Genomic DNA, 13,411 nt, shown 5'->3' on the forward strand with positions numbered 1-13,411 from the left:
CTGTGCCCCACAACCCCCCCCCACACCCGGCGGGGGCCGCACACCCCGGGGGGGCCCGCCCCCGGCCGTTTGTCGTGGGCCCCGTGGGCCCGTCGGTCAGGGGGTGAGCGGCGGACGCGGGTCCGTGTCGTCCCCGCGCGGGCCCGGACGCTCGTCGTCCTTGACGACCTCGCCCTGGATCACGGTGCCGCCGGACTGGCGCATCCGGGCCTGCTGGAAGGCGTCACCGAACGGGCCCTGGCCCGCCGTCGCGCCCATCCGCCGCTCGACCTTGCGCTCGGTGTACCGGCTCAGCGCCGTGCGCAGCGGCGGAACGAGCAGCAGCAGGCCGAGCGCGTCCGAGATCAGCCCAGGGATCATCAGGAGCAGCCCGGCGAGCATCAGCAGCCCATTGCCCTGCGAGCGCTGCTCCGGGGGCTTGGAGGCCTCGGGAGAACCGCTCTGCTGGCGCTGCAGCGTCTCCGTGAGGTTCTGGAAGGCGCGGCGCCCCGCGGACTTCATCACCACGGAACCGGCCACGATGCCGGCCACCAGCAGGATGCCGAGCGTGAAACCGCCGATCGCGCCCGCCACCACCGTGAGCAGCCAGATCTCCAGGACCATCCAGGCCGCTACGCCGAGCGGCAGATACCTGCGGAGCCGGGAGCGCCGGGCTCCGGTGGACGGGTTACGAGGCGGAGTGCCAGTGGTCATGCCCCCAGTCTGCCTGGGGCCGGGTGCGATTGGCGTAAGCGGGGGATCAAGATCGCTCTCAGCGATCGCCCGGCTTGCGGCCCAGGACCTTGTCCACCCGCGCGCCCACGCCCCACGTGGTGACCCGCCACAGCGCTTCCACGACGATGTCCTTGCTCATCTTGGAGTCCCCGCGCTCGCGCTCCACGAAGGTGATGGGGACCTCGACCACGTGATAGCCCTCGCGCACCGCGCGCCGGGCCAGGTCGACCTGGAAGCAGTAGCCCTGCGAGGCGACCTCGTCGAGCCCGAGGCCCTCCAGGGTCTCCCGGCGGAAGGCGCGGTAACCCCCGGTGACGTCACGGATCGGGACGTCCAGGAGAAGGCGCGAGTACGTGGAGCCGCCGCGGGAGATGAACTGGCGGGACTTGGGCCAGTTGACGATGCGTCCGCCGGGCACCCAGCGCGAGCCCAGGACGAGGTCCGCGCCCTTGAGGGCGGTCAGCAGCCGGGGCAGCTCCTCCGGCTGGTGGGAGCCGTCGGCGTCCATCTCGACCAGGACCCCGTAGCCGTGCTCCATGCCCCAGGCGAAGCCCGCCAGGTAGGCGGCGCCCAGGCCCTCCTTGCCGGTGCGGTGCAGGACGTGCACCTGCTCGTCCTCGGCGGCCAGCTCATCGGCGAGTTTGCCGGTGCCGTCGGGGCTGTTGTCGTCGGCGACCAGGACGTGCGCGGCAGGCACGGACTCCCGGACGCGGCCGACGACGGGCTTGATGTTCTCCGCCTCGTTGTAGGTCGGGATGATCACCAAGGTCGTGCCCAGAGGGCCGAACGTCCGCCCACCGCCGTCGCTCACAGCTTCCCCTTAAAACTTCCGTCCACAAGAGGACCACCATAGCGAGCACCCCAGTTCACGCCGATAAGGCGCCCTGGATGAGCTGTCGAGAGCCGGAAACGGGCCGGGGAGAGCGGGACACGGAACCGCTCGCTGCGGATCGACGAATACTGCGGATCGGGGCCGGGCGTCCTTCGGGCCGACCTGGGGCCCGCTGGCTGCGGGTCGACCTAAAGCCGTTGTCTACTGAACGCCCGGGCCCCACCCGGGTCGCACCTGGCCGACCGGCCGGAACGTTCCAGCGCCCCGTGGCGCGGGCGCTGGGCCTGGCTCCCAGTGGTGGTACGCCGGTGCGGCGCACCACCCCCTGACCCAGCTGCGTTCTACGACTGCCTGGACTTCCCCGGTCGTGCCTGGAGGTGGTGGACCCGGCCGAACCTACCCGTCGACCGCCGCGCCTTGTCAACAGGCGTTCGACCTGCGGCTCTCCGCGAACTCCGCTGGTCAGCGCGGAGGATTCGCAGGTCGCACGGGACCGTGTCGCGGCAAGATCGAAGTCGTGGCGCCCCGGTTATCACTCGTCCGGCCGTACGAAGACCGGCTGACCGAAGACCACCGTCCGCAGGCAGACCGGGAGTTGGGCCCCCGGGGAAAGGTCCGGCAGGCCGGGCGTGCCGGAGCGCGGATCGGTCGACCAGCGGGCCACACGGTCGTCAGGCGCCTGCACGACCAGCTCGTCCGTGCGCCAGACGGCGTAGTCGGCGGGGGCGCCCGGGACGAGGATGCCCGCGTCGTCGCGGCCGACGGCACGCCAGCCCCCGCGCGTGTGGGCGGTGAACGCGGCGCGTACGGAGACGCGGTGTTCGGGCGTCCGGTGGAACGCGGCGGCGCGGATCGTGCCCCACGGGTCGAGCGGGGTGACCGGGCTGTCGGAGCCGAAGGCGAGCGGGACGCCGGCCTTCAGGAGGGCCGCGTACGGGTTGAGAGTGCGCGCCCGTTCGACGCCGAGGCGGTCGGCGTACATGCCGTCCTCGCCGCCCCACAGGGCGTCGAAGGCGGGCTGCACGGAGGCGGTGAGTCCGAACTCGGCGAAGGCGGCGACGGTTTCGGGCGTGAGCATCTCGGCGTGCTCCACACGGTGCCTGGCCGCGCGTACGCGCGCGAGGCCGACCCGTTCGGCCGCGGCGCGCATGCCGTCGACCACGGCGGTGACGGCGGCGTCGCCGATGGCGTGGAAGCCCGCCTGGAGGCCGGACTCCGTGCAGGCGACCACATGGGCGGCGATGTCCTCGGCCGACATGTAGGCGGTGCCGCTGTGCGGCGCGGCGGCGGTGTCCGCGTACGGCTCGTGCAGGCACGCCGTGTGCGAGCCGAGGGCGCCGTCGACGAACAGGTCGCCCGCTGCGCCCAGCGCGCCGAGTGCGCGGGCCCGTTGGATGTCACGGTCCGCCCAGTAGCCGGCCACGCGCGGGCCGGGCTCGGAGCGGGCGAGGTCGAGCAGGCCGGTGAAGTCGTCCTCGGAGGAGATGTCGGGGCCCGCGCACTCGTGGACCGAGCCGATACCGAGCGAGGCGGCGTGCTGGAGGGCGGCGCGCTGGGCCTCCGTACGCTGCTGGGGGCCCACGGCGGCGAGGGCGGCGGCGCGGACGGCGTGGTGGGCGTCACGGGCGAGGGGGCCCTCGGGGTCGAATCCGGGGCGGTCCGTGATGCCGGGGACGAGGCCGAGGAGGGCGGTGCTGACGGCGGCCGAGTGCACGTCGATACGGGAGAGGTAGACGGGGCGGCCGGCCGTGGCCTCGTCGAGTTCGGCGCGCGTGAGGGGCGTGCGGTCGGGCCAGCGGGCGGCGTCCCAGCCGTGGCCGAGGAGGACGCGGTCGGTGGGGTTGGCCGCGGCGTGTTCCCGTACGCGGGTCAGGGCCTCGGCGCGGGTGCGGGCGGCCGTGAGGTCGAGGCCGGTCAGGGCGAGGCCGGTCGACGTGGTGTGGACGTGGGCGTCGGTGAACGCCGGGGTCACCAGGGCTCCGTCGAGGTCGATCACCTCGTCCACGCCGTCCGTGAACGCGTCCGCCGCGCCCTCCGAGCCGACCCAGGCGACGTGGCCGGCCTCCACGACCATCGCTGTGGCGAACGGGTCGGCGGGGCTGTGGATCTCGCCTCGGCGGAGGAGGACGGTGCGGGGGGTGGGGGGCGTGCTCATGGTGACAGTTTCCCGTGTCCGCGGGGTGGGGTGTGCCGGGGGGTGGTCGAGGTCGAGGGTGTCGGGTGCGCGGCACCGGGGTTTTCGGCGTGGCCGGGGTCGACGCCGGCGCATTTGACTGTATCGGGGTCGACGCCCACCGACCTCGTTGCGCGGCACCGGGGGCCGCCTTGCCCACCCTGCCGCCCCAGGCGGCAGATTGCCCAAGTCGGTGGCGGCCCGCCGCCAAGGGCGGGGAGCAGCGGGGGCCGGGGCGGAGCCCCGAGGCGTAGGGGTGGATGGGCGCCACCCGGGTCGGGGCGGAGCCCTGTGGCGTGGGTGGGCGGCACCGGGCCGGGGGCCCCGACCCACCGGCCCGCCCGCTAGATGCGTGGAGGGCGCGCCTCGTACGGGGTCGAGAGGACGACCGTCGTGCGCGTGGAGACGCCCGCCAGGGAGCGGACTCGGGCCAGGAGGTTCTCCAGCTCGTGGGGCGTCTCGACCCGCACCTTGAGGATGTAGTTCTCGTCGCCGGCCACGCTGTGGCACGCCTCGATCTCCGGCACACCCGCGAGCCGCTCCGCGATGTCGTCGGGGGCGCTCGGGTCGAACGGCTTCACCGAGATGAACGCGGTGAGCGGCAGGCCGACCGACTCCGGGTCGACGACCGCGGCGTAGCCACGGATCACGCCGCGCTGTTCGAGGCGGCGCACCCGCTGGTGCACCGCGGACGTGGACAGGCCCGTGGCCTTGCCCAGGTCGGTGTAGCTCATCCGCCCGTCCTTGACGAGCAGCTGCACAATCTGTCGGTCGAGCTCCTCCATGCCGCTGAACCTACCCGTCCCTTGATCCTCACGGATACCTGAAGGAACGAGATGGGCGATACGTCTACCGCCGGACGGGCAAGTCCATTCGACATGTGACGAAGACCACAGGCCTGGGGCCGTGTCCACCGGCATGGAGTGATTACCTCGACGAGGAGCCGGGAAATGCTTGCTGTGGCCGAGGCCGCCACTCATGGACATCAGCGGCCGGCCCACCCGAGGGGGAGAATCCCATGCAGAGCATGAAGCGTTCCGGACGTCCTGGCGCGCGCGGCCGCCAGCAGGCGATCACCGAGCCCCAGCCGGAGGGCGTCGAAACCGACGTCTTCGGCACCGAGGGGGACGCGGGCGACGGATACGAGACGTTCGAGATGTACCGGGTGGCCTGCCCCGACTGCGGCAAGGCCATCGCCCTCCTCGCGGAGGAGGAGGTGCTGCCGGAGCACGCCCATGTCACGTCCCCCTGGGACCCGTTCGGCCTCACCGTCTGCGTCGGCAGCGGCAGGACCGTCACGGACGCGCTGCCCACGGACGACCTGGTGGGTGCCCAAGAGCAGGACGCCGCACTCCTGTTGACGCTCCCTCAGGGGCTCGACTGGCGTACACAGCCCTTCTCGCACGCCGGTGGCCCCGGATCGCGCCCCATCCGGGTGCCCGACCAGCCCTACCGCCGGGCCGCCGCCTGACCCCGATTCCGACCCTGATCCTGATCCGCTACGGGCGCTCGTCCCAGTAACTGCCCCGCACCATGGCCCGCAAGCTGTCGTGGTGCAGGATCAGTGTGTCCGGGTCCGCGGGCGCTTCTGCCTCGCCGAAGTGGATCTGCCGGTAGGCGACGCGGAGCATCACGACGGCGTGCCGCAGGGCCGCGTAGAGCGTGTAGAAGTCCATGTCGCGCGGGGTGTACCCGGTGAGTTGGGCGTACCGGGCCTCGACGCGGTCGCGGCGCAGGAAGTCCGGCAGTCCGCGCTGCCCGAAGGCCTCGGTCAGATCCTGGAAGAAGCGGTGCAGATAGACCGTCCAGCCGAGGTCGACCTCGCGCGGGGCGAGCGCCGCCATCTCCCAGTCGAGGACGGCGGCGGGCGCGAATCCGTCCTGCTCGTAGATGATGTTTCCGATGCGGGCGTCGCCCCAGTTGAGGACGGAGGGGCCCGGCTCCCGCGGCCACAACTCCTCGAGGCGCGCGAAGGCGCTCTCGATGAGGGGCGAGGGGCCGCGGCCCGCCACCACCCAGGCGTAGTAGGCGCGTTGGGCGTCCACGTGCCGGCGCAGCGGGCTCCCCTCCCCCGGCAGTTCCAGGAAGGACGCCTCGGCCGCCGGTACGCCGTCGTGCAACCGCGCCACCACCTGGACGCTCGCGTCCTCCAGGCGTTCCCGCTCGTCGTCGGTCGCCTCGTGCAGCCAGTTCCCCTCGTACGTATAGGGCATGACGTCGGGCGGCACCCGGCCCGCCACCCGTTCCATGACGAAGAACGGGGCGCCGAGCGGCCCCTCGTCCTCCTCCAGCCACAGCACGCGTGGCACGGGAAGCCCGGTGCGCTCGGCCGCGAGGCGCATCGTCCGGTACTGGCGGGGCATGTCGTACACCGGGAAGATCGTGTACGCCGACGGGTCCGCGGCCAGCCGCAACGCGCAGGCGCGTACGGGCGGTTCGGGGTGTTCGATGTCGAAGAGCAGGGTCTCGCTCGACATGCCGTTGGACTCGGGGACGCTGACGTTCACCGCCTTCGCCCCGGGCAGCCGGCGGCCGAGCCACGCGGTCAGGCGCCGGGCGATCTCCTCGGGCTCGCGGGTGGACGTGCGGGGCCTGGGCTGTCGCGGTGCTGTCGCCATCGCCGAACTCCTCGTCCTTGAGGGGTGGTTACGACCGCTCGGGATCCGGGGCCACCGAGTCGAAGCCCGTGAAGCCGCTCGGGTCGTGGCGGCCGAAGGAGCCGTGCTCGAAGATGCCGTGCCCGACCTGCCCGTCGAGGGTGAAGCGGGCGGCGTGGTCGATGACCCCGTACGCGGCCAGGGGGTGTGCCGTCGGGTCCGCCAGGTCGTACGTCCGCCGCTCGCACCAGTCGCGGCCGCGCCAGGTCCCGTGCTGCCAGTCGTCGGCCGGCGGATAGCCGGCGCCGACGGCGAGCGGGGAGGAGGCGAGGATCTCGACGCCCACGTCGAGCGGTTTGCGGTCGACCGGGTCCATGAGGTGGATGACCGCGCGCTCGGGGTGGCGGGTGCCGGGGCGGTAGGTGATGTCGGTCTGCGGCCAGCCGAGTTGGCGGTCGCGGTGGCCCTCGCGGACGACCGTGGCATCGTTCAGGGTGCGGTGGCCGTCGGCGTCCTCCTGGGTGATCACCATGAGGAAACGGTCCTCGAAGCGGACCGGCGCCCAGATCCAGTGGAAGCCCTCGGTGGGGTGCTCCTGCGCGAAGCGGCCGCCCTCCTCCCCCGGCACCGGCCGCACGCCCCAGCTGCGGTCACGGGTCCCGGTCCAGCCGTCGAGCCGGACCTCACGGCCGCCGATCCGCAGCCATCCGTCGCACCGACCGGCCTGCACGAACCGCTTGCCCTCCAGCGTGAGCCGCGCCCCCTTGCGCTGCGTGTGGTGCGGCTCCCACAGGGCCGGGAAGTCGGCGCTCCAGTTGATCTCGTACGAGAGTCCGTCGGGGTCGTCCGGGTCGGCGGCGCAGGTGAGGATGAAGTCCTTCAGGGGGCGCTCGACCAGGATGTGCAGCGGCCCGACGCGCATGCTCATCCGCGTGTCATCGCTCAATGCGTCGGACGCGCGGACCGCGTGCAGGGTGTCGCCGACGCGCACGGTGGCGTAGGCGTCGATCACACCCAGGTTCGGATAGACGCCGAGGCCGAGGATGAGCAGGAACCGGCCCTCGGGGTCGATGAGGTGGAAGATGCAGCGGTCGTAGGCGTTGCGATCGCTGGTGGCGACGTGCTTCATCGACAGCGGGACCTGGTGGACGGGGTACTCGTCGAGGGCTACGGGACGGTCGGCAGTCTCGTCCGCTGACACGGCAAACCTCCCTGGAGGCACGACAGTTGATGTCGCCCGGAGGGGTGCGACCTGCCCGGCGGCGGAGTTGACGGTACGTCAGCTCGGCGTAGCTGGCCAGACGTTCGACCGGCCCTTGCCACGCGTACGGGTATGTCGTGAACTGACGCTCGAATTCGTCAATCAGTGACCTCGCTCATCCCTCTTTCGTTGAACGGGCATGACCTCGACGCAGACCTCGGCACCTGCGCCCACGGGACGACGCAGGCGCATCCTCGTACCGGTTACCGCAGAATCGGTTCACCAGGGGCGGCAGTCCCCCACGTCCCACCCGCTGCCGCAGGGCCGGCAGATGCCACAGGAACAGCAGTCCCAGCAAACGTCACAGGTTCAGCGCACCTCCCTGGCCGCACAGTCCCCGCGGCCTCCCGCCCCCTCGGCCGCGCAGCCCACCGCGCCGCAGCCGCCCGCCCTCCAGCCCGCGGGACCGCAGCCGCTCCCCCGGCCGCAGCAGGCCCGGCCGCCGCAGCCGCCGCACCCGCAGCCGCCCCAGCCGCGCCTGCACAACCCGCCGATCTACCAGGCGATGATCACGGCCTGGACCGAGCGCGGGCGGACGCTGCCGGGGCGCGAGGACCCGGAGTGGTCGCGGCTGATCGCACCCACCGTGCGCACCGGGCAGTTCAGCGCGATCCACAGCGCCCGGCAGTAGGTCCCGCGGCGCCGCGGGGTCGGGCACGCGCCTTCCGTCGCGCCACCTACTGCCGGGCGCTCTCGGGACCGGCGAGGTGGCGGGCGATGACCATGCGCTGGATCTGATTGGTGCCCTCGACGATCTGGAGCACCTTCGCCTCGCGCATCAGACGCTCCACGGGGAAGTCGGCCGTGTAGCCGTACCCCCCGAGGACCTGCACCGCGTCCGTGGTGACCTTCATCGCGGCGTCCGTGCACAGCAGCTTCGCCATGGCGGCCTGCTTGGAGAAGGGCCTGCCCGCGTCCCGCAGCCGGGCCGCCGACAGATACAGGGCGCGGCCCGCCTCGATCTGCGTCGCCATGTCCGCGAGCATGAAGCGCAGCCCCTGGAAGTCCGCGATGGGCCGGCCGAACTGGGCGCGCCCCTTCGCGTACTCCACCGCCGCGTCGAGCGCGGCCTGTGCGACGCCGACCGCGCAGGCCGCGATCCCGAGCCGGCCCGAGTCGAGCGCGGAGAGGGCGATCTGGAAGCCCTGCCCCTCGTCCCCGAGGCGGCGCGCGTCACTCACCCGCACCCCGTCCAGGTGGACCTGGGCGGTGGGTGAGCCCTTCATGCCCATCTTCTTCTCGGGGACCGCCGCGCTCAGGCCCGCCGCGTCACCGGGCACCAGGAACGCCGTGATGCCGTGGGCGCCCTCGCCGCCGGTACGGGCCAGGACCGTGTAGAAGTCGGCCACGCCGCCGTGAGTGATCCAGGCCTTCGTTCCCGTGAGCACCCAGTGGTCGCCGTCGCGGACCGCCTTGGTGCGCAGGGACGCCGCGTCGGAGCCCGAGGACGGTTCGGAGAGGCAGTAGGCGCCGAGCAGGCCGCCGCCCAGCATGTCGGGCAGGTGCTCGGCGCGCTGCTGCTTCGTGCCGAAGTTCGCGAGGGCGTGGCAGGACAGCGAGTGCACGCTGACACCGAGGCCCACCGTGAGCCGGGCGGCCGCGAGCTCCTCCAGGACCTGGAGGTAGACCTCGTACGGCTGCTCGCCGCCGCCGAACTCGGCGTCGTACGGCAGCCCGAGCAGTCCCGACTCGGACAGGAGGGCGAAGGTCTCGCGCGGGAAGCGGCCCGCCTCCTCGTCCTCGGCCGCACCCGGGGCGATCTCCCGCTGCGCGATGTCGCGGACCAGCCGCATCAGATCCTGAGCTTCGTCCGTCGGCAGCTGACGCTCGACTCCTGGCTCCGGCATGGCGACGCTCTCCTCCCTGGGCGGGCACTGCGGCGGCGGCCGCCGGGTGGGCGGGCGCCGCCGGATGGTCACTGCCGGGCCGATGCTGCCCTTCCGGATCACGGAAAGCGCAGACCAAGCGGCCGCGGCGTGTTGAGTATTCCCGATCCGGAGCGCCCCGTCACTGGTTAACGACCGCTTACTCAAAGTTTTTCCGCGAGAGCAGAATTGGTTCGTACCATTGACCCCACTGGTCTAGTCCTTCTAAGGTGCGGCGCGCAGGTCCACAGCACGAAACCCCCACGCTCCCCTCCCCCACGAGGAGACACGATGCTCAGACCGCACCTCCCCCGTAGAGGCCTCAAGGCCCTCCTCTCCGCCGCATGTTGCGCCGCACTCGGCGCGGGGCTGCTCGCCGGAGCCGGCGGCGCCTCGGCACAGCCGCAGAGCGACACCGAGCCGAAAGCGGCCGGCTCGAAGGTCGTCGGATACTTCACCGAGTGGGGTGTCTACGACCGGAACTACCACGTCAAGAACATCGAGACGTCGGGCTCGGCCGACAAGCTCACGCACATCAACTACTCCTTCGGCAACGTCCAGGGCGGCAAGTGCGCGATGGGCGACTCCTACGCCGCGACCGACAAGGCGTACACGGCCGACCAGTCCGTGGACGGCGTCGCCGACACCTGGGACCAGCCGCTGCGCGGCAACTTCAACCAGCTGCTGAAGCTCAAGAAGAAGCACCCGAACCTCAAGGTCCTCTGGTCCTTCGGCGGTTGGACCTGGTCCGGCGGGTTCGGCGAGGCGGCCAAGGACCCGGCCGCGTTCGCCCAGTCCTGCTACGACCTGGTCGAGAACTCCAAGTGGGCCGATGTCTTCGACGGCATCGACATCGACTGGGAGTACCCGAACGCCTGCGGACTCACCTGCGACACCAGCGGGCGCGACGCCTACAAGAACCTGATGGCGGCGCTGCGTTCGAAGTTCGGCGGCGACTACCTGATCACCTCCGCCATCCCCGCCGACGCCTCCGAGGGCGGCAAGCTGGACGCCGCCGACTACGCGGGCGCCGCCCAGTACGTCGACTGGTACAACCCGATGACGTACGACTTCTTCGGCGCCTGGGACGCGAAGGGGCCGACCGCCCCGCACTCGCCGCTGACCTCGTACGACGGCATCCCGAAGGCGGACTGGAACTCCTCGGCCACCATCGCGAAGCTCAAGGCGATGGGCGTGCCCGCCGCCAAGCTGCTGCTCGGGATCGGGTTCTACGGGCGCGGCTGGACCGGCGTCACCCAGGACGCTCCCGGCGGCACGGCCACCGGCCCCGCGGCCGGCAAGTACGAGCAGGGCATCGACGACTACAAGGAGCTCAAGAGCAAGTGCCCGGCCACCGGCACGGTCGGCGGCACCGCGTACGCGCGCTGCGGGAACGACTGGTGGAGCTACGACACCCCGGGGACCATCGCGGGAAAGATGGACTACAAGAACCAGCAGGGCCTGGGCGGCACCTTCTTCTGGGAACTGTCCGGGGACACGTCCGACGGTGAACTGATCAAGGCGATCAAGTAGCCGTAGCGGTAAGGCGATTCACTCCCCTGGTGGCACGCGCGCGTACGTTCGCGTGCGGTCAGGGGAGCACCGGCGCCGGGTGCGAGGGCTCGAACTCCTCGATCACCCGCAGGGTCTCGCCGAGCGTGCGCACCAACAGGGCGCGCACCGTGTCCCGTTCGAGCGCGGTGTGGCCGATCCAGTCGAGCGTGATGCCCTCGACGCTGCACAGCCAGCCGAGCAGCGCCGTCCGCGCGAGCAGCGGCACCTGCGAAGTCCCGTACGCGGCGCGGGCGATGGTGGCGATCAGCGCGTCCCGCACCCCGTCCCGGATGGCCTGCACCTGGGCGTCGAAGCCCACACCGCCGGTCACGATCGTGCGGTAAGCCGCCTGGTTGCGCTCCGCGTAGCGCAGATAGCCGTCCACGGTGCGGTGCACCCGCTCGACGGGGGCCAGGGCGCCGACGCTGCTCGCGCCGTCGACCAGCTCACCGACGGACTCCTCGATGATCGCCAGGTAGTAGCCCCGCTTGGACTTGAAGTAGTAGTAGATGAGCCCCTTGGCCACGCACGCGTGCCGCGCGATGTCGTCCATGGACAGCGCGTCGTAGGACGTGTCGGCGAACAACTTGCGGCCGATGGCGATGAGTTCGGCGCGGCGGGCGGTGGAGCGGTCGGCGCCGTGCGCCCGCTGTTGGCTGGTGTTCAATTCCGGCCCTGGTCTCGGACTCCGTGCGGATGCCGCAGTATGGCACTTTTCGGGGCGTCCGCATGACTTCCGGGGTGGGGCGTCTCACGTCGCGGTGGGCGACGGGGCGGTCACATCCAGCCGAGCTGGGTGACGAGCATCGCGAGGACCACGACGAAGGTCCAGCCCAGGACGTGTTCGAGGATCTTGGGCCCGTTGTCCTCGGGCCCGCCGGTGCGGGCGCGTGTGGAAGCGGTGGAAGCTGTGGCGGAATGCGCGGTCATGGGTGTCTCGCTCGGGTCGCGGTGCTGTTCCTGACTCCCCCGGCTGCGCCCGTGCCCCCCTGCGGCGCTCAGTCCACCTTGCCATCGGATCGCCGCCGTGCGGCCGAGACCTTGGTCACGTACAACCGGGCCGCGGCCAACGGCGGCTACACCGTGCGCCACTACACGCTCGACTTCGACTGGCAGGCGCCGCGGACCCCGTTCGCCGCCGCCACCACGATCAAGGCGACGGCGACCCAGGCGCTGTCCCGCTTCGACCTCGACTTCGCCGGGAACGTGCTGCGCTCGGTGACCGTGAACGGCCGTGCCGCACAGACCCGGCGCGACGGCGACGAGCTGATCGTCACGCCCGCCGCGCCGATCCCCAAGGGCGCCGCCTTCACCGTGAAGGTCGGCTACACCGCCGACCCGACGCAGGTGCGCCACCGCGACGACGCGATCGAGGACTACGGCTGGATCCCGACGCCCGACGGGACGGTCCTGTACCCGCAGCCCAACGGGGCCAAGATGATCTTCCCGTCGAACGACCACCCGAGCCGGCGCGCCCCCTTCACGTTCCGCGTGACGACCCCGGCCGACCGGACGGCCGTCGCGAACGGGCGCCTCGTCGACCGCAGCGAGCGGAGCGACGGACGGATCCGCTGGACGTACGACTCCGAGCAGCCGATCGCGACGCAGCTGGTCCAACTGGCCGTCGGGAAGTTCCAGTTGATCGACAGCAAGGGGCCCGGCGGGCTGCCGATCCGCGATGTCGTGCCGGACGATCTCGTGGCGCCCACCACGCAGTACCGCGATCTGACGCCCGATCATCTGACCTGGCTGCGGGCGAAGTTGGGACGCTACCCCTTCAACCGGTACGGCGTCCTCGTCGGCGACACGGACCTCGGGGTGGCCCTGGAGACGCAGACACTGTCGCTCGTCCCGAAGACGGACCTGCTCGGCACGAAGGTCGACGCCGAGCGCAATCTCGTCCACGAGCTGACCCACCAGTGGCTCGGCGACAGCGTCGGCATCGCCACCTGGTCCGACCTGTGGGTGAGCGAGGGGCACGCCCGCTTCTACGAGCGCTGGTACTCCGAGGAGCACGGCGGCGACAGCTTCGAGGCCGCCATGAGGACGGCGTACGAGAACCACGACCAGTGGCGCCACGACTACGGCGCCCCCGCCGAGCCCACGGAGCCGAACCTCTTCAAGCGGATGCGCTACGACGGCTCGGCGCTCGTCCTGTACGCGCTGCGCGAGCAGGTCGGCGCGGAGACCTTCGGCCGGATCGAGCGGGCCTGGGTCACCCAGTACCGCGGGAGGACGGCGTCGACGTCCGACTACATCAAGCTCGCGTCGAAGGTCGCGGGCCGCGATCTGACGGGCTTCCTGCGCCCGTGGCTGTACGGCTCGAAGACCCCTGCGATGCCGGGGCACCCCGACTGGGTGGTCAACCCGGTCGTCACGGGCTGAGCCCCCCATCGTGGTCTCCGCACGGCGGAG

General features: G+C 71.7%; 13 protein-coding genes. 4 read left to right on the forward strand and 9 right to left on the reverse strand.

The window, feature by feature from the left end:
* Nucleotides 1–96: 96 nt before the first annotated feature.
* From fxsA to ACIA8D_RS23970, 4 genes are all read right to left on the reverse strand, one after another.
* Nucleotides 97–693: an FxsA family membrane protein gene (gene fxsA / locus ACIA8D_RS23955; RefSeq protein WP_399235252.1), complete on the reverse strand. Its 597-nt coding sequence runs from the start codon at nucleotides 691–693 to the stop codon at nucleotides 97–99.
* Between the two features lie 58 nt (nucleotides 694–751).
* Nucleotides 752–1,525: a polyprenol monophosphomannose synthase gene (locus ACIA8D_RS23960; protein ID WP_399235254.1), complete on the reverse strand. Its 774-nt coding sequence runs from the start codon at nucleotides 1,523–1,525 to the stop codon at nucleotides 752–754.
* A gap of 553 nt (nucleotides 1,526–2,078) precedes the next feature.
* The gene (locus ACIA8D_RS23965; RefSeq protein ID WP_399235256.1) at nucleotides 2,079–3,701 is read right to left on the reverse strand and encodes an amidohydrolase; all 1,623 of its coding nucleotides are present in this window, start codon (nucleotides 3,699–3,701) and stop codon (nucleotides 2,079–2,081) included.
* A gap of 362 nt (nucleotides 3,702–4,063) precedes the next feature.
* Nucleotides 4,064–4,504, reverse strand: coding sequence for an Lrp/AsnC family transcriptional regulator (locus tag ACIA8D_RS23970; RefSeq protein WP_161306038.1), 441 nt, complete (start codon nucleotides 4,502–4,504; stop codon nucleotides 4,064–4,066).
* 233 nt (nucleotides 4,505–4,737) lie between these two features.
* Here ACIA8D_RS23970 and ACIA8D_RS23975 point away from each other — a divergent pair, with 233 nt between their 5' ends.
* Nucleotides 4,738–5,190, forward strand: coding sequence for a hypothetical protein (locus tag ACIA8D_RS23975; protein ID WP_399235257.1), 453 nt, complete (start codon nucleotides 4,738–4,740; stop codon nucleotides 5,188–5,190).
* A gap of 28 nt (nucleotides 5,191–5,218) precedes the next feature.
* Here ACIA8D_RS23975 and ACIA8D_RS23980 read toward each other — a convergent pair whose 3' ends face one another.
* Nucleotides 5,219–6,337, reverse strand: a complete 1,119-nt coding sequence (locus ACIA8D_RS23980) for a phosphotransferase family protein (protein ID WP_399235259.1) — start codon at nucleotides 6,335–6,337, stop codon at nucleotides 5,219–5,221.
* A 28-nt stretch (nucleotides 6,338–6,365) separates the two neighbouring features.
* Entirely contained in the window at nucleotides 6,366–7,445 is a 1,080-nt protein-coding gene (locus ACIA8D_RS23985) for a hypothetical protein (RefSeq protein ID WP_399235440.1), read from the reverse strand.
* A 403-nt stretch (nucleotides 7,446–7,848) separates the two neighbouring features.
* Here ACIA8D_RS23985 and ACIA8D_RS23990 point away from each other — a divergent pair, with 403 nt between their 5' ends.
* Nucleotides 7,849–8,208: a hypothetical protein gene (locus tag ACIA8D_RS23990; protein WP_399235262.1), complete on the forward strand. Its 360-nt coding sequence runs from the start codon at nucleotides 7,849–7,851 to the stop codon at nucleotides 8,206–8,208.
* 46 nt (nucleotides 8,209–8,254) lie between these two features.
* On the opposite strand, the gene ACIA8D_RS23995 is transcribed toward ACIA8D_RS23990, so the two are convergent.
* Complete coding sequence (locus tag ACIA8D_RS23995; RefSeq protein ID WP_399235263.1) at nucleotides 8,255–9,424, reverse strand: acyl-CoA dehydrogenase family protein; 1,170 nt, start codon at nucleotides 9,422–9,424, stop codon at nucleotides 8,255–8,257.
* A 309-nt stretch (nucleotides 9,425–9,733) separates the two neighbouring features.
* Between ACIA8D_RS23995 and ACIA8D_RS24000 the strand changes: the two genes are divergently transcribed.
* Entirely contained in the window at nucleotides 9,734–10,975 is a 1,242-nt protein-coding gene (locus ACIA8D_RS24000; protein ID WP_399235265.1) for a glycoside hydrolase family 18 protein, read from the forward strand.
* Nucleotides 10,976–11,033: 58 nt separating this feature from the next.
* On the opposite strand, the gene ACIA8D_RS24005 is transcribed toward ACIA8D_RS24000, so the two are convergent.
* Both ACIA8D_RS24005 and ACIA8D_RS24010 read right to left on the reverse strand, forming a co-directional pair.
* Nucleotides 11,034–11,663 carry a TetR/AcrR family transcriptional regulator gene (locus tag ACIA8D_RS24005; protein ID WP_399235267.1) on the reverse strand — a complete coding sequence of 210 codons (630 nt, stop codon included), beginning with the start codon at nucleotides 11,661–11,663 and terminating at the stop codon, nucleotides 11,034–11,036.
* Between the two features lie 110 nt (nucleotides 11,664–11,773).
* Nucleotides 11,774–11,926: an SCO1431 family membrane protein gene (locus tag ACIA8D_RS24010; protein WP_399235269.1), complete on the reverse strand. Its 153-nt coding sequence runs from the start codon at nucleotides 11,924–11,926 to the stop codon at nucleotides 11,774–11,776.
* Between the two features lie 111 nt (nucleotides 11,927–12,037).
* Here ACIA8D_RS24010 and ACIA8D_RS24015 point away from each other — a divergent pair, with 111 nt between their 5' ends.
* Nucleotides 12,038–13,381 (forward strand): M1 family metallopeptidase, encoded by a 1,344-nt coding sequence (locus tag ACIA8D_RS24015; protein ID WP_399235270.1) that lies wholly within the window; start codon nucleotides 12,038–12,040, stop codon nucleotides 13,379–13,381.
* Nucleotides 13,382–13,411: the final 30 nt, after the last annotated feature.

Origin of the sequence: Streptomyces sp. NPDC051684, from assembly GCF_044453445.1 — a bacterium.
Taxonomy (GTDB): Bacteria; Actinomycetota; Actinomycetes; order Streptomycetales; family Streptomycetaceae; genus Streptomyces.